Raw genomic sequence first — 23,169 nt, 5'->3', positions numbered from 1 at the left:
CCAAACGAATTCGAACAAGTGTATGAAAGAACGAACACTGAGGCTGAGCTTCTGGCAGGTTAAAATGGGGAGAAATTTCTCATTTTAACTTGTACTAAATCTTGACATAGGACCACAGGTGGTCACTTTTCAAATAAAATGACTAGTAAGTGGTCACTTGTGACCGCAGAGTGTTCACTATAAAAATTAATCTTTTGGAAAAAAATGCAACAACAACATGCTTCAGGGAGTGCATCCGAAAGTGGCATAAAATGTATCCAGAAAAGGAACTAAGTCAGGTGCAGCAGGATTACCTTGTAGATGTAATTATGACATGGATTCAACGAGAAATGGAGAGAGGTTAGTGCATATATTTGTAGATGCAGATGCGTGTCCGGTAGTGGGCATTGTAGAAGAAATTGCAGAGAAATATAATATTCCAACCACCTTGCTGTGTGATACGAATCATATTTTGTATTCTGATTACAGCGAGGTGATTGTGGTAGGTGCAGGAGCAGATGCAGTAGATTATAAGCTGATAAGCATTTGTCATAAAGGGGATGTAGTAGTAACGCAGGATTATGGCGTTGCTGCGATGGCTCTTGGAAAAGGTGCATATGCTATTCACCAATCCGGTAAGTGGTACACGAATGAGAACATAGATCAGATGCTTATGGAGCGACATCTTAACAAGAAGGCAAGGCGCAGCTCTCATAAGAATCATATTAGGGGACCGAGAAAGCGTACAGAAGAAGATGATGTACGCTTTGCACAGTCCTTTGAAAAACTTGTTGCAGGTTTTAAGGACAATCATACTTGTAAAATTGAGAACTACGGAGGTAAATAAAAATGGCAAAGAATCAACGATTTGAGAAAATATATTCACAGGGCACGATGAGTGTTACAGAAATTTGGGTAGATAAGGAGACTGGAATAAATTACTTATATCATGCAAGTGGTTATTCCGGAGGATTGACACCATTATTAGATAGAGAAGGGAAACCTGTTATTTCATCAATTGTGAATAGTTAAATTATTTGTTAAAACTGAAGCGGATATGATTGCGATGTTTGAAGAAACATCGACCAGCATGTGCCAGATAGTAATAACATCATAGGTTTAGATTTGGTATGATAATTGTATTAAAAATGATAAAAAACACATAAAAATAACTTGACAAATTTGTTTTACATTATTAGGTTAATAATATGTACAAGAATAACATAAAACAGAGTAAATTACAACATATTATTAACATACTGGAGTGAAAATATGAATTTATACTATGAATTGCTACAATACCCAGTTTTTTCTATGAAAGAAGTAAATGCTTTTTATTCAAGTGAACGGACGGCAAGAGCAGCTTTGGGTAAGCTTCTTAAGGAGAATATAGTATTAAAAATTCGAAACGGACTGTACACGTGCGTGAGTGGGGAAAATGGAGGACCGGTGGCGAACAGATTTCAGGTTGCCAGTGCTATCACGCCATCTTCTTATGTATCCCATCACACTGCATTTGAGTATTATGGAACGGTAGATCAGATTTTCTATGAGGTTTATGTTGGTTCTGAGATGCGTTTCCACGACTTTGAATTTGATGGGTACACTTATCATTATGTCAAAGAACAGATGAAGGAAGGTATAGTCTCTCAAGAGTTTAGCGGTGGCGTGAGGGTTACGGACAAGGAGCGGACAATAGTAGATTCCATAAAGGATATCAATCTTATCGCCGGTCTTGAAGAGGTGCTTTCGTGTGTAGTGTCCGTGAATAGTATTGATGAGATAAAATTGTTAAACTATCTGGCTGGATATGACAGTGCTTTTTTATATCAGAAGATTGGTTTTATTTTTAGTGAATATCAGACAGAGCTTGGCATAAGTGATGATTTCATAAAGATATGCAACGATAGAAGCGGAAATTCAAAGCGATATCTGACAAATGGTATATGTGAGCCTGGATATTCGAGTGAGTGGAAACTGGTATACCCAAAGAATATTAAGCGAATGAAGAACGGGGGATAGAGGATGCCGCAATATAACAGAAGAGAGCTTGATGCAAGAGCACGGGAATATGGCTTTAATCGTGATACATTTGAGAAGGTTCTTCGTTTGAGAACAATTCTTGAATTTCTGAATACGCATGAATATATGTGTGAACATCTGCTGCTTAAGGGTGGAACAGCTATAAATCTGACTGTTTTCAACCTTCCGAGATTGTCTGTTGATATAGATCTGGATTTTATCCCGAATCTGACAAGAGAAGAGACGGCAAATGAAAGAGAGCGATTGGCAGAGATTCTGAAGAGATACATGTCAGAGCAGGGATATTCTCTTTCCGATGCGTCAAGATTCAGTCACAGTTTGGATGCATTCCACTATAACTACGTGAATGCGGCAGGCAACAGGGATATGATCAAAATAGAGATTAACTATTCACTGAGAACACACGTGCTTTCGTCAGAAGACAGAGTCTTTATAACAGATGCTTTCGGAGAGCCGATAAAGGTTAGAACGGTAGCGGCTATGGAAATCTTTGCGGCAAAAACCAACGCTCTGATAAGCAGAGCTGCTGCAAGGGATCTGTATGACTTCTGCAATATGGCTGACATGGAGCTGTTTTCAGGTGAAGGGGATATATTCAGAAAATGTATCATTTTCTATGCGACTATCTCTACAAAAGATGTGAACAAAGATTTTGATACATCTGCCATAGACAGTCTTGTCTTTTCAAAGATAAAATCTGATTTATTCCCGGTTCTGGCTGCGAAGGATAAGTTCGATTTGGAAGGGAAGAAACAACAGGCGAAGGAGTATATAGAATCGCTTATGAAGCCGACAGAAGCAGAAATGGATTATATGGAAAGGTTTATAGCCAAGGAATATAAACCGGAGTTGCTTTTTGAGGATACTGAGATTGTAGAGAGAATAAGGAATCATCCGATGGCGTTGTGGAAATGCAAATGATAGAAGGAATGTTGAAGTCCTGGTACAGAACAGGGAATTACGATGTTATCAGAGATTTCATTTCCAGTATTCTTGCAGTTATATCGGTATTGGTAATATTAGTAGGAACTTATATTTCATTAAGTGAAATCAAAAAACACCGATAAAACAAGCATTTGCGGGAATGATACAAATTGTATCACGTATGTGAAAGAGCGTTTCTTTCATAGTTTTATGCTTTTTGTTAATGAAAGTGGAACAAAGCAGAGTGCAATAATTTGATAATATTGTGGGTATACATATGAAATTATTTATGAATAAGAATGAGAAATATGAAGAACCTGAGGTTCACATGTTTTTTCATAAACAAACGAAAGAAGTAGAGCAGGTTGAGAAGTTTGTAAGATCTCTTTCTATTACCATTCCGGCTAAATATGAGGATGAGATCTACAAATTATATCCAACAGATATATATTATATTGAGACAATTGACAGGCGTACATATCTGTATACAGCCAGTCGGGTTTATGAAAGTAGTGAGAATCTACTCTCATTAGAGAAACTCTTAGAGGCAGCTGGTTTTATCAGAGTAAGAAAGAATTGTATTATAAATAAGTATAAGCTTAGAAGTATGATGATATCTAAGAATAGCCACATAGAAGCAGTGCTTGGCAATGATGAGCATATTGTTGTTACAAGAAGCTATATAGCAGGTATAAAAGAAGCATTTGCCCGATAATTTGTAACTTGGTACATAATATTTGTATTTCCGGCAGGAATCCATCACATAGTATCCTTTTTTGTGTATATTAAAGCCAGAACTTTTAATTTTTAGCAGGAAAGGAAAATTGGATCATGAAAGATAAGCGGGTAATTAGACAGGTATTAACAATTTATCTTGTGTGTGTTGTTGCGAGGATATTCGAGTATTTTGTATTAAGAACTGACCAGACTATTTTAGGAGAAGCTTTTATACATAAGCTGTTTGGAATTATTGTCATTTGTCTTGTTGTAAGAAGAAGTGGAGAAACACTTTCAGATATTGGATTTGTAAAAAATGACTATATTAGAAGTGCAGTAAAGGGATTGGCACTTGGGCTTTCCATGTTTGCTATTGGCTATTTTGTGGAAATATTAATACTTATGCAAAACAGAACATACGCAGGTATAAGATTCTATGTAAGTGCATATGCCGTAGATACTAACATTGCTAAGCAGACAAGTGTGCTTTTTATTCTAATTTGTATCATTGGCAATTTCATTAATGTACTAATGGAAGAGGGACTTTTTAGAGGTTTGTTTCCTCGAGTGCTAAATAGCAGGAGATTCTGGAAGGTTACCGGTATATGTTCTTTACTTTTTGGATTTTGGCATATTGTTGGACCTGTAAGGAACTATATTGACGGACAGAGCAGCTTTCAGGGGATGATAGCCAACGCTATCATGCTTATAGTTTCATCAACTTTGGTTGGGCTTAAGCTTGCAATGATTACATACATGGAAGGCAATTTGTATATGGGTATGGCCGATCATTTTGTGAATAATACTATTGTGAATCTGCTTCATATAGAGAGCTCTACTGGCGCAGATGAAATGATGTTTTTAAGGATTACTGTGGCACAGACCATTTCATTTCTTATAGTACTTTTTATTTTTTGGAAAGGAAAAATCATGGGAAGAAAGGGATTATTAATAAAACAATTTCTGAATAATGCATTTGTCACAACTGCTATTGTGCTGATAGTGCTGTCTGTTGTTGCATTATGGTATGATGGAACAATGATCTGCATATCAACCATCTTTGAGACTCTTTTACTAAGTGTTGTTTGTGAAGTGATCAAACACATGATGTATAAGATTGATATTGCAAATATTTATCTTGGTATACTGCTTCATTATCTTCTGGTATTAGCAGCTGTTCTGATATTTGGGTATGTATTTAACTGGGTTAATCAGCTTCCTGTCTATGTTTTGGCTGGAATGTGTGGTGTTGTTTTAATCCTGTGCTGCTATTTGGATATTAGTAGAGTTAAGGCTGATATTGATGAAATTAATGGATTGTGTGAAAATAGAGTGTAATCATGCTCGTCTGTTTTGACCGTATAACTATGGTACGTTATAGTCATTGACGTGATGATCAAATGAGGTCTTCCGTTAATTGGTCAATGGAGGCAGCTTATGAATGAAAAATTTTATGCATTGCTGGAATATCTGGAAATGATAAATCATTGGGAAATGGTTTATGGAAAGGAAACGGAAAATGATAGAAAATAGTTATAAGACCTCCTGTGGCTGTATCCATTATTTTGTAAATATAATAGATAAACAAAAAATCACATTAGTTTTTTTGCCGGGACTTACAGCAGATCACAGGCTTTTTGAAAAGCAGATAGAATATTTTGAGAAAAAACAGAATGTGTTTGTATGGGATGCACCATCACATGCATTATCCAGACCATTTACGAATAATTACAGTCTGTCTGACATGGCACAATGGCTTTATAAAATCTTAGCAAAAGAAGGAATTTATAATCCCATCATTATCGGTCAGTCTATGGGTGGATATCTGGCTCAAATGTATATGGAATTATATCCGGATAAGATAAAAGGCTTTATCTCCATTGATTCTGCACCGCTTCAAAAGTCATATATGACTGCAATGGAAATATGGCTTCTTGAAAGAGCAGAGCCATTATATAAGATATATCCATGGAAAGCGCTTCTTAGGGCTGGTTCAGGAGGGTGCGCAGAGACGGAATATGGTCAGAATCTTATGCGTAAGATGATGATGTCCTATGATCCAGATCCGAAAGAATATGCACGGCTTGCCGGCTTCGGGTACAGAATGCTTGCTGAGGCAGTCAAAGCGGATCTGCCATATCGTATCAGTTGTCCGGCACTTCTTATCTGTGGCGAAAAGGATAAAGCGGGCTCAGCCAAAAGCTACAATAAAAAATGGCATCAGAGAGAAGGTTTACCGATTAAATGGATAAAGAATGCTGGTCATAATTCCAATACGGATCAGCCGGATGAAGTCAACAGACTGATAGAAAAATTTATCGGCGAGGTAGATGGAAAAAATTTAGCAAAAAGTAAAAAGACAATACTCTACGAAGCGTAGAATCCGCACATATTCACCATTTTCTACGTTCCGTGGGTGTAAAACATCTATTTTATATACTACTCTGTGGTCAGAAAGGAGGAAAAGTTAGAATAATATATATGGTTTGTGTGTGACAATCATCAAAGAAGACGAAGAGCCGATGCACTTGTAAACTGTTTCACAAGATCATCGGCTCTTAATTAACATATTGGCGGGATGTATCCGAGTTGAATCGCTTTTGTCACGGCTTCAACCGCTGATGTAACATCAAGTTTTTCAAATATATGCTGCAAATGATTTGATAAGGTACGTTCACTAATATAAAGTGTGCTTGCTATGTCTTTTCGCTTTTGTCCCTCTGCTATAAGCTGTATAATTTGTTTTTCACTATCGGTCAATCCTTCTATGAATGGAATTTCCCTGTCAAAATAAAGTATCCCCTGCATTATTTTAGAAAGAATAGATATGAGCTTTTCAGGTTCAATATTTTTATTAACAAATCCTTTTGCTCCTATTTTTCTTCCTTCACTTCGATATACGGGCAAATCATAACCAGACAGAATTACAACCCTTTGTTCTGGATAACAACTTAGTATTTGTTTTGCTAATTCCAGACCATCCTCGGAAGATATATTCTTCAAGTTTATATCCATAAGGATGATGTCTGGTTTCTTAGATACAATATAATTGTCTAATTGAGAAACATCATTGATACTATCAAAGGTTTCAATTTCTGAATAATCTGACAATGCAATCTCCAAACTTTTAGAAAATAAAGCATGGTCATCTACTAACAAAATGTTGATAAGAAACATCTCCTTTCATCGGCAATATCGTTTGTACGCAAATCCCATGTGGATGGTTATTAGATATAGTTACAGAGCCATCCATGTCATTCACTCGTTCCGTAATCATTGCAAGTCCTCGATGTTTTAACCTGTCAGCAGATGAGAGAACATCTGCATCAACAGTTCCATTGTCACTCACACTCAGTATTATAATCCCATTATCCTGCGTAAGGGTTATCCATGCTTTTTCCCCTGTCGAATGTTTGTAAACATTCGTGACAAGTTCCTTCAGCAGGCGGTACACAAAGATATTGTATGGCTCAACCAGAAATAAGGAGTCTGAACAATCAAAGGAGACACAGAGATTACGATTCGGAAAAGATTGCGAAATACCATCAAGCAAGTTTTGGTAGTTTTCCTTTATAGTCAGTTTTGGAAGCAATGTAGGATGGTAATCCTGCATTTGCTCACGAATATAAGTATTCATATTATCGAGAGTTTCCGTGATAATTTTCTGTACTTCAGGGCGGTCTGCTTTTTTCATCATATTTTTTACAGAAAGCAGGTCTTGAAGAATATCATCGTGGAGAAAGTTTGCAAATTCAAGATTTAATTGTTCTTCCCGTTGTAATTGTTGTAGTGCGACATGGTATTTGCTTTCCTTGATTATCTTATTATGTCCTTTCTTGAAATTGAAATCCAAAGCAATATTGCAAACATATAAAAACGCAAACAGGGCATCCAGCATAATAAAAAGCAAAGAATATCCACCATTTAAGATTATTGCTATCAAGCTAAAAATAATTACTCCAGAAAATATAAGTAATGTTAATTGGCGATTACTGAATACGGCAGATAATGGAAGGCTGTTTTGTTCTTTCAGTATGATACCGTGGATGCTTACCCAAAACAATAGTATAGGAATATATACACCAAAATTTGAAAGATGTTCAGGAACTCTCATTGTTGAAAAATAATAAGTAAGGAATAAAACTATAACTGCTATAAGGGAGAAAATGATATGCCTCCATTCTGACTTAAAAACAAAAGCAACTCTTTTTCTATGATATATCACTGTAAAAATAAAACACAGCCAGCTTGCCATAAATTGTATGAAATAGAGAAGGAAAAATATTTTACTTGACACCAATACGCCAATAAGAGCAAAAATACAAGTTCCCGTCAGGCAGAGATTAATTAATTTCTGATATTTGTATCCGCTGTTTTGGAACAAAAACATTAGTATGAATTTAATGGAAACACACCATATTACCGGGCTTAAAGCGAAAAAAATAGTGTTTGTGATGGAGTTGCCCGAAGCAGCTAAGAGTATATACCAACTTTCTAATGCTAATAAACCACAAAATAGGGAAATAGTTTTATTTTCCCTAATGTTGCAGGAACTTACATAAGTAACATCTATTAGCAGCAAAGACGATAAAAATAAGGGAATGACACCTCTGGTGTTTAAATGAAAATCTGCATGAGAGGTCAGCCCCATATATGCAATGAGTAAAATAGAATTTATAAAAAGCAGTAGCTTTAAAATTGTTTGCTTCATGTTTTGCCTCCTTCCTATTTTCTCATTAAATTATATTATCTCTCTGTGAACAAATAAAGTGTACGAAATCGCCGAGCTATAAAACTCGATGATTTCATATAGCTTTTTATTTCTTTAGAACTGTTTTACAGCAAGTATGGACAGTCATACAGTAATATATCATATAAATTATAAATGTAAGCAGAATAGCGATAAACGTAGGAATATACAGAATAAGGCTTTCTTTCAGAATGTTCTGCATAAGGGCTGTCCTGTATACTAATGTTGCAAAGACACAGTCTACCAACCCGAATAAAAACGGAATACTAAAAAAGATATCGTCTGCTTCTTTATTATTTTTTTCACCGTTCTGTCTGTGTATCCGATTTTTCTTAAGATTTCATAATCAGCCTTCGAATCGCTTATGGCAGAAAGATTATTAAAATATAATATGCTTCCAGTTGCGATAAAAAACAAGATTACAAGAAATCCAAGCAGTAAGAAGGTTGAACTGCTTAGGGAAAATATCTCATGTATCCTATGCGAGTTTCCCTGTAAATAAGGACTATCATTTAAATATTCAGATAAATCAAGAAACAGAGCTTCATTATCTTTGATTGACTGCCCATTTATACTTAGGACTTCCGTTTCGGGGCTAATTTCTTCTGCTATTGCATCATATAAGTCGTCACTTACAATCAAAGTACCAATGCTATTTGCAAATGAAATGGGATTATCTAAAGTAGTTGCGATGACTGTTACAGAAATTTCTTCATTACCTATAAGCAAAGGATAAACATTACCTGTTTCAGCATTGTCTGAAGCTGGCTGGTATTTTACTAAAATACACTCACTATCGTGTAGCCCGCCAATTTGTTCCAAAGCCCCTTTTTTCCCTTGTGCTTCTAAGAGAGCCATATAGTTTGAATAAGAGATACATTCAAACCCTGCATTTCGCAGAATTTTTTCGTTATCTGAATCACCTTTAGAGCTTCCTGCACTATATTCCAAAGGAACTTGTTCGGAAGTAGATGTAACTTTATAAATATTCGTTTGCAGGAATGAAACATCATTTTTGGACGAATGCTCATTTACAATTTGTTTGATTGCATCTATTTCGCTTTCATTTTCAATTCTACATTCAATTTCTGACGGTGCCATACGTGACACAGCAGCTATTGGATAGTATAAAGATAAAGCCATAACGCTGGAGACGGTAAGCGTTGCTGCGGATAACAGTGTAAGCATGATTAAAGTCTTAGAGTTTGAACGCATACGGTATATGAAATTTGGGGAAGTAATTATTTTTGTTTCTGTATAAAACTTCCGTTTGTTGTTTTTGCTTATGTGTACTACAAAAGGAAGAAAGGATGAAATAAAAAGTATTGTTCCCACAACTACGAGTACAAGTGTCAGCATGGCAATGGGGGTATAACCAATCGAAAACCAAACAGATTTATCTCCTCTGAGGATATCCAATGCAAGAACATACCCCAAAATAATGCAGCAAAAGCCAACGATGGAAGGAACAGCATGAAATTTCATTTTTCGTTCAGCACTTTTTTCAAATCTAACTAATCCCATAAGCGATGTCTTGAAAAGAAACCTGCTGTTAGACAGCATCAATACAATCACGATAGCAAAAATAAAGCAAGCTGTTTTTGCAATGGCATTGACATTGAAAAAGGGTATTTTTGAATTATTGATAGATAAATCCAGTAACTTGGTTATGCCAAAAACAATGCTTTTATGAAAAAAAATACCGAGAAGTATTCCTACTATAAACGCTCCAAAACAAACCAGTAAATTCTCTGTTGTCAGCAATGACAACACTGTGGTTTTTCTATATCCTAATAATGCGTAAACACCAAGTTCTTTTGTTCGACGACGTAAAAAGAAACGGTTGGAATATGACATATAAAAAACAACAAAAGCCATTAGGAATACAGAAATTACGTTACACATCATTTCAACCCGCCCGTTACCAGATATCTTTTCAAGCATAACTGTATTCATTGAGAATGAAGTAAATGCAAAAAAGACAGTAATTACAAATGATACAGAAAGCAGGTAAAGGGCGTAAAATGAAAAATTTTTTTTAAGATTTTTAAGTGCCATTGATAAATTATTCATAAATTTTGCCCCCTTATCTTTCCGTATCTAATTTGGCTACTTCTTGTGCAATGGTTTCATAGAATGTTCGTCTATCGGCATCCTGTTTAAGAAGTTCGCGTATAATGCTTCCGTCTTTGAAAATCAGAATACGGTTAGCAAAACTTGCAGCGTATGCATCATGTGTGACCATTAGTATCGTGGTATGCAATTCATCATTTGCTTCTTTCAAAGTTTTTAATAACTCGGTAGCAGAGTTTGAGTCCAATGCTCCTGTCGGTTCATCAGCAAATAAAATACTTGGCTGTTTTACAATGGCTCTTGCCGCCGATGCTCGTTGTCTTTGCCCGCCAGACAGCTCGTTTGGATATTTGTCTAACTGAGAGGCAATGCCAAAGCGTTCTGCTAAACTCCGCACCATTTTTTCGATTTTTTTATGCGGAAGCTTTTGTAAAGTGAGTGGGACAGAGATGTTTTCTCGGATGGTAAGGCTGTCAAGTAAAAAGTATTCCTGAAATATAAATCCAAGATTATCCCTGCGGAAATCCGCAGAACCTGTGTCGCTCAGTTGTTTTAAATTAACACCATTGATTACAATGCTGCCACTTGTAGGGGTATCAATAGTGGAAAGAACATTAAGCAATGTAGTCTTTCCAGAGCCAGAAGCACCCATAATAGCGATAAATTCACTTTCTGCTACATTGAAAGATACTTTATTTAGGCTTGGACGTTGCCCTTTAGCATAGATTTTTGTTACTTCATTTGCTTCTAATAATGTTGCCATATTTTAATCTCCTTTTCGTTTGATAGTTTCATTGTACTTTTTCTGCTTAAAAAGCGAATGAGTAAATCAGGCAATTTTTTTAATCGTATTGTCTGTTGGTGTGATAAAGGAGATAAAATCTATGATTTATGATGAATGGGTGTTTCACGATGTGGAACATATTTATTTGCAACTTATAAAAAAATAAGGTGTGCGATTTATAGTGGACAACTTTCAGCAGGCGAAAAAATCCCATCTGTTCGAGAAATGGCAAAGAAGCGAGAGGACACTGCAAAGGTACTTTGTTTTTCTTACTTCGATAATATGTTTGCATTAGGATTTTCCAAAGATGAAGCAGAAAATATCCGATCAGAAGATGCCGGAGAAACCAAAGACCAAGCGTCAGGAAGCAAGTTTATAAAGTTTTATGGAAAGAGCAGGTAGCAATCTATCTGCTTTTTCCTGTTATGTGGTTATCGTAAGCCGAGAAGGTTAAGTGACGAACAAAGGGAACAGGCAAGGTTACGGATGGAGAAAATCAATTCAGATGATAATTGTCGGGAAGATTAGAGTCCAGTCGCAACATTCAGAAGTCCAGTCACAACATTTCCGAATTTAAAGAAAGAAATCTGCCGATAATATAAATGAACAATAGATGATGTTATCCATATTTGATAATGAGCCATGAAAATGAGGTGGAACAGTTGAACATAGCAATTTGCGATGATGAGGAAAATATACGCATTTACATACGCAAGCTGATACAGAAGCAGGAAACTTTTTGTAAGATAACAGAGTTTTCATCGGGCAAGGAATTATTGGAGTTTCAGGATGAGACAAATGCAGAAGAAATAGACATACTTTTTCTGGATATCTCTATGGGAGATGAGGATGGAATGACTGTGGCAAAGCAGCTCAGGAGCCAGATGGAAAGCAATTTTGAGCAGGTTTTTGCACAGACCATACGGGAGTATCAATATTTGATGGCAAAGAAAAAGGAAAAACCAAAAGAAGTATTAGTTCGGAATGGAAATAGAACAAGAAGTGTTTCAGCAGATGATATTTACTATATTGAAAGCAGTAATCGAAAAGTGACCTTGTATTTGCGGCATGAAAAAATTGAATATTATGACAAGATCAGCTCACTGGAAAGCGAGCTTAAGCCGGATTTTTTCCGTATACACAAAGGGTATCTGGTTAACATAAAATATGTGGAACGATATGACCGGACAGAGGTGAAAATGAGAAACGGGGACAGTCTGCTGATATCCAAGTATAAATATCAGGACTTTGTAAAGCGTTATTTGGAATACATTTTGGAGGAAAGATAATTGAGTCAGGTTACATATGAAATCATTCGCAAGCTTTTTGAAATCTATCCTATTATTCTGCAAATCGTTCTTTTTCTGGTATTGTGGAATGTATTTTTTCGGTGGGAGAAAGGGATATGGATTGTTGCAGGAATATTGGCAGTGATGAATATCTGCATGGGGCTATGGCTGGAAAAGCCGGGGGTAATACGATATACAATGTCCGCTGTCATTGTGTTGGGATATTGTTTTTGCAAATACCAAAAACATTTGGAAAAGGCGGTATTCATACTGCTGCTGTTTTACAATTTTCATGCGTTAAGTTATTTGATTGCAGACAGTATTTATCAATGTACAGTGGAGAGCATATTTAGAGGGTTGGATGTTCTGAGTGAGGAATATATATTTCGGGTTTATCTGGGTATGGCGATAGGTATGGGCATCCTGCTTTTATCGTACACGTTGGTATTACTGATTATGACAGGTGTCGTGATAAAAATCGTAAAGAAACCGTTTATGCTGAGATGGCAGGAAACGATATTCCTTTCAGTACTGAATATTGTAGGGAGTATGATTGTAGGAATAAGCGTAGACCTTTCCGTAGTGCAAATCGAGGGTGGAGTTTTTCTGTTGTATGATGACAAGCAGGAAATGTTGTGGAAATTACCGATAATTGCGGTTCTTATCTATGTGGGGGAAATTTCGGCAATATACATCTACCAGAATTACAGGGAGCTTCAAAAAGAACGGCAGAAACATTTTGTGGAAGAACAACAGGTCAAAGCCATGAAGCAGAGACTGGAAGAAGCAGAGAACTTCTACGGGAGCATTCGCAGAGTAAGGCATGAGATGAAAAACCATATGACGAATATAAAAGGGCTGGTGGCAAGTGAGAAATATGATGAAGTAGAGAGTTATATCGAAAAGCTGGATGAAACCATACAGACTATGGACTATAAATTCAATACAGGAAATGCGGTCACAGATGTGATTATCAATGATAAATACCAGAAAGCGGAAAATGCAGGTATTTCGTTTCAAGTAAAATTTAACTTGGGGGAAACAGACACAATTTCTGCATTTGATATAGGTATCATTCTGAATAACCTTTTAGACAATGCCATAGAAGCCTGCGAGAAACTGGAGCAGGAACAGCGATATATCAATCTGACTTTAAAGAAAAAGAATCATTTCCTACTGATTGAAGTGGAAAACAGCTTTGATGGGAAAGTGATATGGGAAGATGGAGGTATCGTCCCGATGACAACGAAACAGAGCGATCTGCCGGATATTTTGATGGAGCATGGAATAGGGTTAAAAAATGTAAAGGATGTGGCAGACCATTATCTTGGAGATATGGATATCAAAATAAAAAACGATGTGTTTAAAGTCACAGTAATGCTGCAGCAGAAGGAAATAAAATAAAAAAATATGAAAAAGGAAGGAGAATGTAGTAATGGATGTAGGTTCAGTTTATGGCAGTTATTATGAAACAGCAAAGAGTTACATGGGTTTGAGGAAGGAGGAAAAACAAGCGGGATCTGCGGAAAAGGTCACAGACAAAAGTCAGGTTTCCTCGGAAGATATGACCTTGGAGGAATACAAGGAGTATTTTAATGAAAAGATGAATTCATTATATACACATCCATCGCAGCGGAATAGAAATGATATTATAGATATTACGGATGCCGCTTATAAAAGAATGCAGACTGATCCGGAATATGAGAAGAAAATATTAGACGCTTTAGCGAAGAATAAGGCAGTTAATTTTGGAAACTATATTCCACAAATATCATATATGCATATAGATGACACATATGAGAAATGTTACGGCTATACGCAGGGCATGAAGGAGAATGACGGTTATTCCGGGAGTTCCTCCGCAAAGGGAACTGATGCCGGACGGCAGAAAAAGGCAAGGCAGAAGGAACTGCTGGAAGAATATTTGGAAAAGCGGGCGCAGGCTAAGAAACAGCAGCTGGAAATGTTAAATAAAAAAATTGCAAAGATGGAACTGGAAAGAAGTAGACAGACTCAGTCATGGAACAGTGAGAGGCAGATGGCAAAGGCTTCCAATGCTTATGATGCAAATATTATGATGGAAGCAGAGCTTGTGAAGAACATAACCAAAGGAGAAAACAATGGAAATTTCAAATAATCAATCTTATTATATCAATCCGAATACCAGACAATTCACATCAAATGTGAAAAATACAGCAATAAAGGACAGGGAGGTATTCAATGGTTCGATGCAGAATCTGTTAAATCCCATAGAGGATTTGGTATAGGTGCTCAAAACGCCGATTAAGCTGGTAGATAGTTCTTCTCTAAACAGGCTGAGCAATTCCGTCAATATTGCATCCGACATGCGCATCGCTGTAAACGACGGTTACATATTGAAGGTAAAGCAACAGGGTGTGGAGGTTTCCGGCGGTAATGATCCTTATGATACAGAGGCATATATGAAAGCGCAGAAGATGGCGGGTTCGCTGTCTACGCTGTTGCGGAATGCTTGTGGGAATATGCACACAGTAGCATATTCTCAGGAGGAGTATGCCAGATGGACAGAAGGTGTATCCGATGTGATGGGGTATCTCGGCATAGATTATAGCTTTTACAGATGAACGAATAAATGACCTAATGTTGGAGTGGTCAACAGATGAAGATTTTTGGGTGCGCCGAATTGCTATTGACCACCAGCTTTGTAGGAAAGAGCGAACAAATACGGAATTGCTTGAAAAAATATTAGTGAATAACTTTGGCAGTTCAGAGTTCTTTATCAACAAAGCCATCGGTTGGAGTCTGAGAGATTATTCTAAGACAAATCAGGATTGGGTAAGAAATTTTGTTGAAACTCATAAAGACAAGATGGATAAATTGAGTATCAGAGAAGCAAGCAAATATTTATAAGTCAAATGGGAAACACAAAATTGGGTTTTATGAATGTCCCTAATGGTGATGCAATAGCATTTGATATGAAAGAGAGTGAAATAAATCCGTCTGTGGTATATCTTAGCCATGACGATGGTGAAGGACATGGATATATACTGGGTAAAGATTTTAATACTTATTTAGAACAATTGTTATTGGTAGGAGCATGTGGCAATGAGGATTGGCAGATGTTACCGTTTTGCTTGGATGCGCAATCAGGAATTGTATCAGATTGTGAAAATGCAAAGGAGTATCGAAAACTTATAGGGTTACAGATATAGTAAGAGGCACGCCCAAATTTCAGGTTTCGTTCCATTCTGTAAAGAAAAATGAATGAATGTCGATAAATATTATGAGCTAAGGATGGCGTCTGTTTTCAAGGGATTGAATGTGAAAATAGACGCTGTTTCTGTTTGGATTGGAGGTTATATTATGAGAATACAAGCGGCAAATACATTTTATACAGGTACTTACTCTGTTTTGAATACGAAGTCATCATTTCCATATGCTGTGAAAGTTGAAGGTTACGGAAATACAAGAAACCAAAGGAGTTTATTTCAGTTTGCACATGTGACAATAACAGAACATATGGTAAATGCAAAATATGGTACAAAGATTACAAACGGTCCGAGAGTGCAGATGCAGACCGCAGGTAGTAAGAAAAAAGAAGATTGGACTGAGGTTTCCAAAGAACAGTTGGCAGAAGTAAAACTACCGGCATCATTTGATAAATTGAAAGAACAAAATTCTTATTTTTATCATGGAGAAAACATATCGGATTATGAACTAGTGCAAACTGCAGTAGCATTGGGGAAAATGGAATTACCAACAGATGAGAAAAAGTGTATCCCAGACAGAGTTGCAATGGATGCATTTGAAGTGCTTGTCAGAGACCAGGCGGCTCCAAAAAACTCATGGTCAAATACATTGTATTCGGAAGATGGAAAATATACCTTTACAAAGACTGAAAGCGGAAGATGGCAGATGCATTTGATTGATGATGCTGCCATAGGTGCATCTTTGGAAGATATAGCAAATTGGATGATGAGCGGCACGCCCAATAGAAATATTGAGACACGCTACCTAAATTATCTTCATACTGTTGATCCGGATTTATATAATGTGGCGATGCGAATAGGTTCCGAGGTTCGTTCTTATGGTTTTATGGAGGATTTACATCAGCAGGGAGTATTAAGTGATAGTCAAAATCAGTATGATATGAGTCTGTTGGGTATGTTATTCGGTAAAGATGCGGATAGTATGCGTATGATATTGAATGGGTGTAAGGAGTCTGGTAATTTTTTGGAATTATTGGATTTGTATAGCCCGGATGGAGCAAAATCGTTGGATAAGCTTCGGGAACAGCAATATAAGCACGGTGGAATTGTTTAATATAGCGAGTTTTATGACAGGATATGAAAAAGCAATTAATTCTCGAAGTAGAAGAGTGTGAAACACTAATGTAGCAACGGAGGTAAAGACAAACAGCAAGGACAAAGTGCAGGAATATTATGAGAAACTGTGTAAAAAGTTCCCGGAGATTACTTTTAATACGGGTAGCAGTCTTATGAGTGGAAATGAAAATAAAGTGGTAATAAATCTTTCTAGCGAATGTCTAAAGAAAATGGCAAATGATCCGGAATTTGCCAAGAAAGTAGAGTTTAATTTAACTGGTGCAGTACCGGGACAGAATAGAATGCTTGCACAAGCCAAAGCTGATAATGCAGTGATACATGGTGTTACAACTGTAATAGATGCCGATGGGAATGCTTCTGTTACTTGCGGAGGTATGACAAGAACCAGTGGTTCAAAACAAAATTCAACTACATTGAATGCGGAAAAGAAAGAAAAAGAAAGATTATAGAAAAAGCGTGAGGAAAGAAAAATCTCAGAAGAAAAGGCAGCTAAGAGACGGGCAGAGAAAAAGGCGCAGTTGGAGAAGCTGACAGAAGATGAAACGTTTACAATATCAGCTACTGGCACTGATGTAAAAAGTGTTACGCAGAACCTCTTAGCTGCGGTTTCTGGTACATCTGCGCCGACAGGGGCAAGTTTTGATATAAAGGCATAAGGAGAAATTGTTCATATTCCGCAAGGCGCATAAACCTTTGCTTTTGCGGACTGCCCGGACTTATTGCAAGGGGGCAGGGGCGGCAATATAAAAAATTGATGACAATGGAGAATTAGGAAATGGCTATTAATGGAGTCGGACATAATTATGATTATTTGGGAACGACTACAAATTATATACGGGGAAAAGCAACTGTTAGGGAAGCAATCTCAAAGATGGTGAAGCAGTCGGCAAATCTTTCTATTTCTGATGCAGGAAGAAATATGCTGCGGGAAATGGCAAGCAAATTTGAACCCGATTCGGATTATACCAATGTCAGGGAACTGACAATACAAAATACAAATGAGGTTGCTTGGGAACACTATACCGCAATGCGGGATATTAGCAGCCTAACATTAAAAGACGGGAATTATAATGTTGAAGATGTGATGAAATCTATAATGGATACATATGAAACCCGTTATAATGAAATCGTAAAAGAACATGAAAATGGAGATCGTGAAGTTTCCTACGAACTTACGGGGAAAAGGTCATTGACACTTGACGAAGATTTAGCCGGATTGGACGAAGCCTTTAAAATGCGTCTGGCAAATTTAGAAGGATATATTACCTGTCAACAAACCAATAAAGCATTTGAAAACGCAGACAGTTCATGGTATTTCCGTAGAAATAGCCCTCAAAATGAAGTAAAAACACAAGATAAGGCTCAAATGTTTGATACAAAATATCAGAAAACCGCAGTATCAATAATGGAGCAGGCTAAAGAGAAGTTTTTGGTAGCCTTTAAAAGTATAAATTACAAACAAGGAACAGCAACAAGCATACTATCGGATATTATGAAAAAGTGCTGATAAAGGAGGATTAAAAATGGCTATTAGTGGAGTAGGACAGAGTTATTATCAGAACAATGTTGCAACAACGAAAAGTACAAAGAGCGTAAACAGCACGGAAGAAACGGGCAATACAAAGGAATTATCAGAAGCGGAAGAAATGGCGATTTTCAAAAAGGAATTTTATGCTGAAATTGATAAGATACCCAGAAATAGAACTATAACCAATGTGGCTATCAACATATCAGAGGAAGCATTTAAGAATATGAAAGATGATCCGGAGTACAGGGAAAAGATATTATCAGCACTTAAACGTGACTTAACTTCGTCCTTTGCACCGTTGGAAGCTTCTATGGTGCTCACTGTAGGAGCTACTGCTAAAGATTATAGGGGCGATTCATGGTCTGGTGTTAATAATCAATCGGAATTTTTTGCTCGTTCACAAAACAGTTTTTATAAAAAGACAAGCAACAAGAAAGATAGACAAAAAGAGCTTTTGGAAGAATATCTAGAAAAACGGGCGCAGGTTAAAAAACAGCAGCAGGAAATGTTGAATGAAAAGATTGCAAAGCAGGAACAGGAAAGAAGCCGATTATTACGGTCGTGGAACAATGAAAGGCTGTTGTCAAAAGCGTCTAATGCTTATGAAGCAAATGCTATGACGGAAGCGGTTACGGATAGTGCTTTTTCGCTTGGATAGTGATTTTAAGTAAGGAGAAAGAGATATGTCAATTACATTTTTAAGTAATCCTATTCATCTGCCGGATTTTTTCAAGTTTGATAGGGAATATTTGGGAAAACAGGAAAGCCAAAATGAAGACCAGAAAGTGTTTCATAAGGATACTTTAGAGGTTTCTCAATTATCGAAAAACAGGGAAAATTTAATGGATAAAATTAAGCATACAGTTGTGCATTCGGTTACATCGTTCAGCGATATGAGAGCCGGAATATTAAAAGAAATTAGGGAAGAAAAAGGGCAGTATGACTATACTGATGTTGTAAATGCCTGCGGATTGAGTTATGCAAGGCTTTATTCTGAAATTGAGGAACGTTATAAAAATGGAAATGAGCAGTATTATAAGTCAGCAGGTGGTACACCATGGACGAAAGAAGAAATTGAGTGGCTGGATATGCAATATGAGCAGGAAGTGGCATGGCAGAAATCCTGTGCCAGAATAGCAGCCCGGGGACAGGTCTTTCAGGGGAATATTCCTGAAGTGCCAACAAAAGAGATTGAAGAATTGGAGGACAGCTTTTATCAGGCGAAGGATGCCTACATCAAGTTATATCAAGAAAGCAAACAGACAGGTAAGTTTCTTGTTTTGCAAAATTATATGTTAGGTAGTAGCCGGATGTATGAGATGCTGAATAAATTAGGAAATTTACAGGAGAGGGTGGAATAATGCAGGTTAATTCGTCCAATGGTTCATTACAACAAAGGATTTTTTCAGGAACAGGAAGTATAGGCGGTGTCCATCTGCCCGATTTTAACGATAAGTATGTGTTTTCCAAAAAGAAAAGCGGTATTAGTGATGAAGAATACAGAAAACAGATTGTAGCGCAGGCTTATAAAGATTTTGAAAAGGGTACATTTCAAAATAAATCAGATGGCTTTAACAAATTGATGAAAAATTATACATCAGAAGTATCCCCGGATAGAAAGGGAATCATTACTTCTGGATTAAAAGCTGTTTCAAGAAATAGACATAATGTGTTAAAGCCGATAGATTTTGTCGCAACTCTGCTTGAGGGGAAAGTAAAGTATCAGAAACTGCCATCGGGCAATAGTGAGTACATAGAATTTTATGATAAGAATGGGGAGATGGTAGCAACTTATTCCAACAATGGATGGACAATGTATACCACGAATGCAGAGGCAGCGAGGCAAACAGAAATGTGCATGATTTATAATGAAGCATGGGGAAATGCAAAAAGAGGACTTCCGATAGTAGGAGGGGAATCCGTAAATGAAGAAAATTTGAAAAGCAGTTTTGATGTCAAAGCATAGTGAAAAATAGAGTAATGGAAATTATTGTGAACAGTGTTTCTCCGCTTAGTCGATGGAGAGAATATACGCAAATTTATTGTAAATGGTGTAACAATGTGATTATGGAAATTTCGCACTGCGTTTCAAGCCGGTTGATATTCAATTCACAAAACCGAATTGGGATAATATTATGACGAAACGTGATAAGCCTGCAATGTCGGAGGAAGAATTCGAGAAAGCTATAAAGGAACTTGCACAGAAGGAATTTGCCACCGGGAAGCGGGATGATGCGGCATATCGAAAATTATGTATGCAGCATGGTGAGACAGTTTCCCCGGACAGAAAAACCATCTATGAATCAAGCATGAGAAAGACAGGAGGAAAGATGAATGCGGCTTGTATGTTTTGGGACAACAATGGAAATAAAACGCTGTCTTACAATCCTGAATCAAGGAACTGGAAAGCCATAAGCACAGAGGAAGAATTTGCAAGGGCACGTGTATTTACATCTATCTATAATGATGAACTGGCACGACTGAAAAAGGAGTATGGAGAAAACGCAAAGGGAACAAGGGCTACTCTGAACGCTAGAGGAGCTATCATTGAAATAAACAATATAGAATTATATCAAGGAGGTAATTGCATGGGTGTTGATTCTATATTAGGAGGTAATTTTTCTGTTCAAACAAAAGATTTTACAAAAAGAACTACATCAGGTGCAACAGATGTTAATCAAACACAGGGGTTATCAGAGTCAGAAAAATTGGAAAATTTTAAAAAAGAGATTTGGAAAGAAATAGATTCTATGTCGTGGGGATCGAATATTTCGGTACAAATAACGAATAGTGCATTTGAAAAAATGATGGTGGACAAAGAGTTTAAAAACAAAATGATGAACATCATCAGAGAGGATGCCCATGGCTCAAATATGATGTGTGGTGGAACTTTAATAAACATTGATGAAAATGGATATAAAGGTTATTCCTATATGCAGGATCATACAAAAGAGGCAGGAAGAGCGTTTGATGCACATTCCAAAGATAAAGACAGTTTTTATTCGAAAAAGTGTAAAAAAGATGAATTAAATGAACTTTGGGAGAGAGATTAAAAAAACGCCAATATCAAGAAAAGGCTGACGATGAGTATATGGAAAGCTTGCGTCTGAAAGATATATTTCAACACAAAGAAGATATTGCAAAATTATACGAAGAAAAAACAGTCAAAAAGTAATTGGCAGATATGTAATTACCATGTTTAGGTAAATTAACTCGTTGTGCTACTTGTTTTATTTAAACTGCATAGTTGGTGAAATATACTAAAAAAGCCCGAAAAATCCCTTCCTATTTTTAAAAGTTAAAAATTTCAGAAAATTAGCTGCTTGATTTTTCCAATGTCACAGGATGCCCGGAATATACTGTTAAATGCCATGCATAGCATATTTTGTTGAAGTTTTTCTATATCAACAATCAACTAGCACAACGGGTTAAATTATATAAATATATTTGGAGGAGGTTACTATGAGTAATACAATTAATGTGAACTATATGACACGGGCTTACAATCAGTACCAGCAGAAAAATGCGGCTAAAGATCAGGAGAAGGAAGATACAAGGTTTGCGGATAGTGTAAGAGAAAAGAGCGAAGCTAGTGGAAGTATAGTGGGCAATTCAAAAATAGGTTCTGTGTCTGCTAAAGATATGACGATGGTGGAATACAAGCAGTACATTTACAATAAAATATCTCAAATTCCAATGCACCCCACAAGAGCAGGCGAGTCAATATCTGTTACAATTTCAGAGGCGGGTTTTGAAGCAATGAAGAATGATCCAGAGTATGAAGCATGGGAGAAAGTTATAAATATTATTTTGTAATGGTAATATGCAGCTTTGTTCGTGGAAATGTGATGTATATTCTGTCAAAATTGATTTCAAAGAAAGGGATGCAGATTGCTGATTTTCCGAAAGAAATTTTGGGTGTGCTTGTTATGGTATTTGCCTTTACGGTGTTGAACTGTTGCTTTGTTATTCTTTTGTCATTGGAAGCTGGCAGTGAAAAAAGCCTGCTTATGTGTGCCAGTATTGTAATTTCCATTGTCCTGACAGATTATTTTATGCTGTATATGATGGAACGCTTTAATTATCTTGTGCAAAAACAGTATGAGGATGCAATGTACAGGGAAGAAATGCACTATAAAGACATCTATTATGAAGAAGCAGAAAAACAGAATAAGGAAGTGCAGAAGTTAAAGCACGATATGAAACATAAATTGCATGAACTGTATTATCTGGTGGAAAATAGTGATGGGCAGGAACTTTCAGAGAAAATCGGTGCGATGTGCAAGGAATTTGAGCAGATAGATGAAAAGCAGTATTCTGATAATCCAATCGTAGATTCTGTGCTCCGCATTAAATTTGGCAGGGCAAAGGCGAGGGGAATAAAAGTAGAAACATCTATTCGTATTCCAAAGCAGATGCAGCTTGATCACGGGGATATAGGTGTATTGTATGGAAATCTTGTGGATAATGCGGTAGAAGCCTGTAGCAAGGTGCCGGAGGGACAGCGTTTTGTAAAGATTGAAAATAAGTACCAGTCGGGGATTTTGCTTCTTGTAATAACAAACAGCAAAACAGGAAAGAAAAATAAAAGCCTGAAAACAACCAAGAAAGATAATATCAGACATGGGCATGGTGTTCAGAGTGTCCGCAAAGTGATAGAAAAATACAATGGAACGGTCAGTTTTACAGATAAAGGGGATATATTTGAGGTTTCAGCAATGCTCTATGGAATTGAAGTGAGGGAATAAATGCAAAGT

The 23,169-nt window shown here is 36.8% G+C and carries 30 protein-coding genes; 26 read left to right on the top strand and 4 right to left on the bottom strand.

From position 1 onward, the window contains the following. Positions 1–251: 251 nt before the first annotated feature. From ROSEINA2194_RS23640 to ROSEINA2194_RS14620, 8 genes are all read left to right on the top strand, one after another. Positions 252–344: a hypothetical protein gene (locus ROSEINA2194_RS23640; protein ID WP_334294275.1), complete on the top strand. Its 93-nt coding sequence runs from the start codon at positions 252–254 to the stop codon at positions 342–344. Continuing rightward, positions 344–826, top strand: a complete 483-nt coding sequence (locus ROSEINA2194_RS14650) for a YaiI/YqxD family protein (RefSeq protein ID WP_044928320.1) — start codon at positions 344–346, stop codon at positions 824–826. The genes ROSEINA2194_RS23640 and ROSEINA2194_RS14650 overlap by 1 nt, the downstream gene beginning before the upstream one ends. A gap of 2 nt (positions 827–828) precedes the next feature. Further along, positions 829–1,011 carry a DUF6440 family protein gene (locus ROSEINA2194_RS14645; RefSeq protein WP_007889097.1) on the top strand — a complete coding sequence of 61 codons (183 nt, stop codon included), beginning with the start codon at positions 829–831 and terminating at the stop codon, positions 1,009–1,011. Positions 1,012–1,251: 240 nt separating this feature from the next. Continuing rightward, a complete protein-coding gene (locus ROSEINA2194_RS14640) occupies positions 1,252–2,001 on the top strand; it encodes a type IV toxin-antitoxin system AbiEi family antitoxin domain-containing protein (protein ID WP_007889094.1) in 750 nt (249 codons plus the stop codon). Positions 2,002–2,004: 3 nt separating this feature from the next. Then, entirely contained in the window at positions 2,005–2,943 is a 939-nt protein-coding gene (locus tag ROSEINA2194_RS14635; RefSeq protein WP_007889092.1) for a nucleotidyl transferase AbiEii/AbiGii toxin family protein, read from the top strand. A gap of 292 nt (positions 2,944–3,235) precedes the next feature. After that, positions 3,236–3,661: a LytTR family DNA-binding domain-containing protein gene (locus ROSEINA2194_RS20590; protein WP_181974255.1), complete on the top strand. Its 426-nt coding sequence runs from the start codon at positions 3,236–3,238 to the stop codon at positions 3,659–3,661. Positions 3,662–3,777: 116 nt separating this feature from the next. Beyond that, complete coding sequence (locus tag ROSEINA2194_RS20585; RefSeq protein WP_007889087.1) at positions 3,778–5,001, top strand: CPBP family intramembrane glutamic endopeptidase; 1,224 nt, start codon at positions 3,778–3,780, stop codon at positions 4,999–5,001. 181 nt (positions 5,002–5,182) lie between these two features. Next, positions 5,183–6,043, top strand: a complete 861-nt coding sequence (locus ROSEINA2194_RS14620) for an alpha/beta fold hydrolase (protein WP_007889086.1) — start codon at positions 5,183–5,185, stop codon at positions 6,041–6,043. Positions 6,044–6,225: 182 nt separating this feature from the next. On the opposite strand, the gene ROSEINA2194_RS14615 is transcribed toward ROSEINA2194_RS14620, so the two are convergent. The 4 genes from ROSEINA2194_RS14615 to ROSEINA2194_RS14600 all read right to left on the bottom strand — a co-directional run bounded on the left by ROSEINA2194_RS14615 (position 6,226) and on the right by ROSEINA2194_RS14600 (position 11,249). Then, positions 6,226–6,774 carry a response regulator transcription factor gene (locus tag ROSEINA2194_RS14615; RefSeq protein ID WP_330370532.1) on the bottom strand — a complete coding sequence of 183 codons (549 nt, stop codon included), beginning with the start codon at positions 6,772–6,774 and terminating at the stop codon, positions 6,226–6,228. 34 nt (positions 6,775–6,808) lie between these two features. Next, positions 6,809–8,374 carry a sensor histidine kinase gene (locus ROSEINA2194_RS14610; protein ID WP_044928301.1) on the bottom strand — a complete coding sequence of 522 codons (1,566 nt, stop codon included), beginning with the start codon at positions 8,372–8,374 and terminating at the stop codon, positions 6,809–6,811. A 279-nt stretch (positions 8,375–8,653) separates the two neighbouring features. Further along, positions 8,654–10,486: an ABC transporter permease gene (locus tag ROSEINA2194_RS14605; protein WP_330370531.1), complete on the bottom strand. Its 1,833-nt coding sequence runs from the start codon at positions 10,484–10,486 to the stop codon at positions 8,654–8,656. Positions 10,487–10,499: 13 nt separating this feature from the next. Further along, entirely contained in the window at positions 10,500–11,249 is a 750-nt protein-coding gene (locus tag ROSEINA2194_RS14600) for an ABC transporter ATP-binding protein (RefSeq protein ID WP_007889080.1), read from the bottom strand. A gap of 246 nt (positions 11,250–11,495) precedes the next feature. Between ROSEINA2194_RS14600 and ROSEINA2194_RS21290 the strand changes: the two genes are divergently transcribed. The 18 genes from ROSEINA2194_RS21290 (at position 11,496) to ROSEINA2194_RS14520 (ending at position 23,160) form a co-directional block, all read left to right on the top strand. Beyond that, positions 11,496–11,672 (top strand): hypothetical protein, encoded by a 177-nt coding sequence (locus ROSEINA2194_RS21290; protein WP_156337704.1) that lies wholly within the window; start codon positions 11,496–11,498, stop codon positions 11,670–11,672. Positions 11,673–11,923: 251 nt separating this feature from the next. Beyond that, on the top strand, positions 11,924–12,559 hold the full coding sequence (locus ROSEINA2194_RS14590; RefSeq protein WP_227970734.1) for a LytR/AlgR family response regulator transcription factor: 636 nt from the start codon (positions 11,924–11,926) through the stop codon (positions 12,557–12,559). Beyond that, positions 12,560–13,963 carry a sensor histidine kinase gene (locus ROSEINA2194_RS14585; protein WP_007889076.1) on the top strand — a complete coding sequence of 468 codons (1,404 nt, stop codon included), beginning with the start codon at positions 12,560–12,562 and terminating at the stop codon, positions 13,961–13,963. It abuts the gene before it with no gap. A 31-nt stretch (positions 13,964–13,994) separates the two neighbouring features. Next, complete coding sequence (locus ROSEINA2194_RS14580; RefSeq protein WP_007889074.1) at positions 13,995–14,696, top strand: hypothetical protein; 702 nt, start codon at positions 13,995–13,997, stop codon at positions 14,694–14,696. Continuing rightward, positions 14,680–14,826, top strand: a complete 147-nt coding sequence (locus ROSEINA2194_RS22225; RefSeq protein WP_007889071.1) for a hypothetical protein — start codon at positions 14,680–14,682, stop codon at positions 14,824–14,826. The genes ROSEINA2194_RS14580 and ROSEINA2194_RS22225 overlap by 17 nt, the downstream gene beginning before the upstream one ends. After that, positions 14,827–15,162, top strand: coding sequence for a hypothetical protein (locus tag ROSEINA2194_RS21530; RefSeq protein WP_007889069.1), 336 nt, complete (start codon positions 14,827–14,829; stop codon positions 15,160–15,162). Beyond that, positions 15,143–15,448, top strand: coding sequence for a DNA alkylation repair protein (locus ROSEINA2194_RS14570; RefSeq protein WP_330370533.1), 306 nt, complete (start codon positions 15,143–15,145; stop codon positions 15,446–15,448). Before ROSEINA2194_RS21530 ends, ROSEINA2194_RS14570 begins: the two co-directional genes overlap by 20 nt. Before the next feature lie 20 nt (positions 15,449–15,468). Beyond that, positions 15,469–15,750, top strand: coding sequence for an SMI1/KNR4 family protein (locus ROSEINA2194_RS14565; protein WP_147335114.1), 282 nt, complete (start codon positions 15,469–15,471; stop codon positions 15,748–15,750). Between the two features lie 151 nt (positions 15,751–15,901). Further along, a complete protein-coding gene (locus tag ROSEINA2194_RS14560; protein ID WP_227970733.1) occupies positions 15,902–16,861 on the top strand; it encodes a hypothetical protein in 960 nt (319 codons plus the stop codon). 106 nt (positions 16,862–16,967) lie between these two features. Then, positions 16,968–17,333 carry a DUF6033 family protein gene (locus ROSEINA2194_RS14555; RefSeq protein ID WP_007889064.1) on the top strand — a complete coding sequence of 122 codons (366 nt, stop codon included), beginning with the start codon at positions 16,968–16,970 and terminating at the stop codon, positions 17,331–17,333. A 326-nt stretch (positions 17,334–17,659) separates the two neighbouring features. Continuing rightward, on the top strand, positions 17,660–18,391 hold the full coding sequence (locus ROSEINA2194_RS14550) for a hypothetical protein (protein ID WP_007889059.1): 732 nt from the start codon (positions 17,660–17,662) through the stop codon (positions 18,389–18,391). 16 nt (positions 18,392–18,407) lie between these two features. Beyond that, a complete protein-coding gene (locus ROSEINA2194_RS14545; protein WP_007889055.1) occupies positions 18,408–19,070 on the top strand; it encodes a hypothetical protein in 663 nt (220 codons plus the stop codon). A 25-nt stretch (positions 19,071–19,095) separates the two neighbouring features. After that, positions 19,096–19,773, top strand: a complete 678-nt coding sequence (locus ROSEINA2194_RS14540; protein WP_007889053.1) for a hypothetical protein — start codon at positions 19,096–19,098, stop codon at positions 19,771–19,773. Beyond that, complete coding sequence (locus ROSEINA2194_RS14535) at positions 19,773–20,378, top strand: hypothetical protein (RefSeq protein ID WP_007889050.1); 606 nt, start codon at positions 19,773–19,775, stop codon at positions 20,376–20,378. The genes ROSEINA2194_RS14540 and ROSEINA2194_RS14535 overlap by 1 nt, the downstream gene beginning before the upstream one ends. Positions 20,379–20,721: 343 nt before the next feature. Further along, complete coding sequence (locus tag ROSEINA2194_RS22220) at positions 20,722–21,465, top strand: hypothetical protein (protein WP_227970731.1); 744 nt, start codon at positions 20,722–20,724, stop codon at positions 21,463–21,465. Further along, positions 21,450–21,587 (top strand): hypothetical protein, encoded by a 138-nt coding sequence (locus tag ROSEINA2194_RS21285; protein WP_007889044.1) that lies wholly within the window; start codon positions 21,450–21,452, stop codon positions 21,585–21,587. The genes ROSEINA2194_RS22220 and ROSEINA2194_RS21285 overlap by 16 nt, the downstream gene beginning before the upstream one ends. A 287-nt stretch (positions 21,588–21,874) precedes the next feature. After that, positions 21,875–22,228: a hypothetical protein gene (locus ROSEINA2194_RS21525; protein ID WP_007889039.1), complete on the top strand. Its 354-nt coding sequence runs from the start codon at positions 21,875–21,877 to the stop codon at positions 22,226–22,228. Continuing rightward, positions 22,198–23,160 (top strand): sensor histidine kinase, encoded by a 963-nt coding sequence (locus ROSEINA2194_RS14520; RefSeq protein WP_007889037.1) that lies wholly within the window; start codon positions 22,198–22,200, stop codon positions 23,158–23,160. Before ROSEINA2194_RS21525 ends, ROSEINA2194_RS14520 begins: the two co-directional genes overlap by 31 nt. Positions 23,161–23,169 lie beyond the last annotated feature (9 nt).

The organism is Roseburia inulinivorans DSM 16841, from assembly GCF_000174195.1.
GTDB lineage: Bacteria > Bacillota > Clostridia > Lachnospirales > Lachnospiraceae > Roseburia > Roseburia inulinivorans.
This window is presented reverse-complemented; position numbering and strand designations above follow the sequence as displayed.

Excerpts from the sequence above, each read along its gene's own strand:
- ROSEINA2194_RS20590 (WP_181974255.1), top strand. The coding sequence starts at position 3,236 with ATGAATAAGAATGAGAAATATGAAGAACCTGAGGTTCACATGTTTTTT.
- ROSEINA2194_RS14605 (WP_330370531.1), bottom strand. The coding sequence starts at position 10,486 with ATGAATAATTTATCAATGGCACTTAAAAATCTTAAAAAAAATTTTTCA.
- ROSEINA2194_RS14640 (WP_007889094.1), top strand. The coding sequence starts at position 1,252 with ATGAATTTATACTATGAATTGCTACAATACCCAGTTTTTTCTATGAAA.
- ROSEINA2194_RS14550 (WP_007889059.1), top strand. The coding sequence starts at position 17,660 with ATGGCTATTAATGGAGTCGGACATAATTATGATTATTTGGGAACGACT.
- ROSEINA2194_RS20585 (WP_007889087.1), top strand. The coding sequence starts at position 3,778 with ATGAAAGATAAGCGGGTAATTAGACAGGTATTAACAATTTATCTTGTG.
- ROSEINA2194_RS14535 (WP_007889050.1), top strand. The coding sequence starts at position 19,773 with ATGCAGGTTAATTCGTCCAATGGTTCATTACAACAAAGGATTTTTTCA.
- ROSEINA2194_RS22225 (WP_007889071.1), top strand. The coding sequence starts at position 14,680 with ATGGAAATTTCAAATAATCAATCTTATTATATCAATCCGAATACCAGA.
- ROSEINA2194_RS21290 (WP_156337704.1), top strand. The coding sequence starts at position 11,496 with ATGGCAAAGAAGCGAGAGGACACTGCAAAGGTACTTTGTTTTTCTTAC.
- ROSEINA2194_RS23640 (WP_334294275.1), top strand. The coding sequence starts at position 252 with ATGTATCCAGAAAAGGAACTAAGTCAGGTGCAGCAGGATTACCTTGTA.
- ROSEINA2194_RS14580 (WP_007889074.1), top strand. The coding sequence starts at position 13,995 with ATGGATGTAGGTTCAGTTTATGGCAGTTATTATGAAACAGCAAAGAGT.
- ROSEINA2194_RS14645 (WP_007889097.1), top strand. The coding sequence starts at position 829 with ATGGCAAAGAATCAACGATTTGAGAAAATATATTCACAGGGCACGATG.
- ROSEINA2194_RS14635 (WP_007889092.1), top strand. The coding sequence starts at position 2,005 with ATGCCGCAATATAACAGAAGAGAGCTTGATGCAAGAGCACGGGAATAT.
- ROSEINA2194_RS14520 (WP_007889037.1), top strand. The coding sequence starts at position 22,198 with ATGGGAGAAAGTTATAAATATTATTTTGTAATGGTAATATGCAGCTTT.
- ROSEINA2194_RS14620 (WP_007889086.1), top strand. The coding sequence starts at position 5,183 with ATGATAGAAAATAGTTATAAGACCTCCTGTGGCTGTATCCATTATTTT.
- ROSEINA2194_RS21525 (WP_007889039.1), top strand. The coding sequence starts at position 21,875 with ATGAGTAATACAATTAATGTGAACTATATGACACGGGCTTACAATCAG.
- ROSEINA2194_RS22220 (WP_227970731.1), top strand. The coding sequence starts at position 20,722 with ATGAGAAAGACAGGAGGAAAGATGAATGCGGCTTGTATGTTTTGGGAC.
- ROSEINA2194_RS14540 (WP_007889053.1), top strand. The coding sequence starts at position 19,096 with ATGTCAATTACATTTTTAAGTAATCCTATTCATCTGCCGGATTTTTTC.
- ROSEINA2194_RS14610 (WP_044928301.1), bottom strand. The coding sequence starts at position 8,374 with ATGAAGCAAACAATTTTAAAGCTACTGCTTTTTATAAATTCTATTTTA.
- ROSEINA2194_RS14560 (WP_227970733.1), top strand. The coding sequence starts at position 15,902 with ATGAGAATACAAGCGGCAAATACATTTTATACAGGTACTTACTCTGTT.
- ROSEINA2194_RS14600 (WP_007889080.1), bottom strand. The coding sequence starts at position 11,249 with ATGGCAACATTATTAGAAGCAAATGAAGTAACAAAAATCTATGCTAAA.
- ROSEINA2194_RS14545 (WP_007889055.1), top strand. The coding sequence starts at position 18,408 with ATGGCTATTAGTGGAGTAGGACAGAGTTATTATCAGAACAATGTTGCA.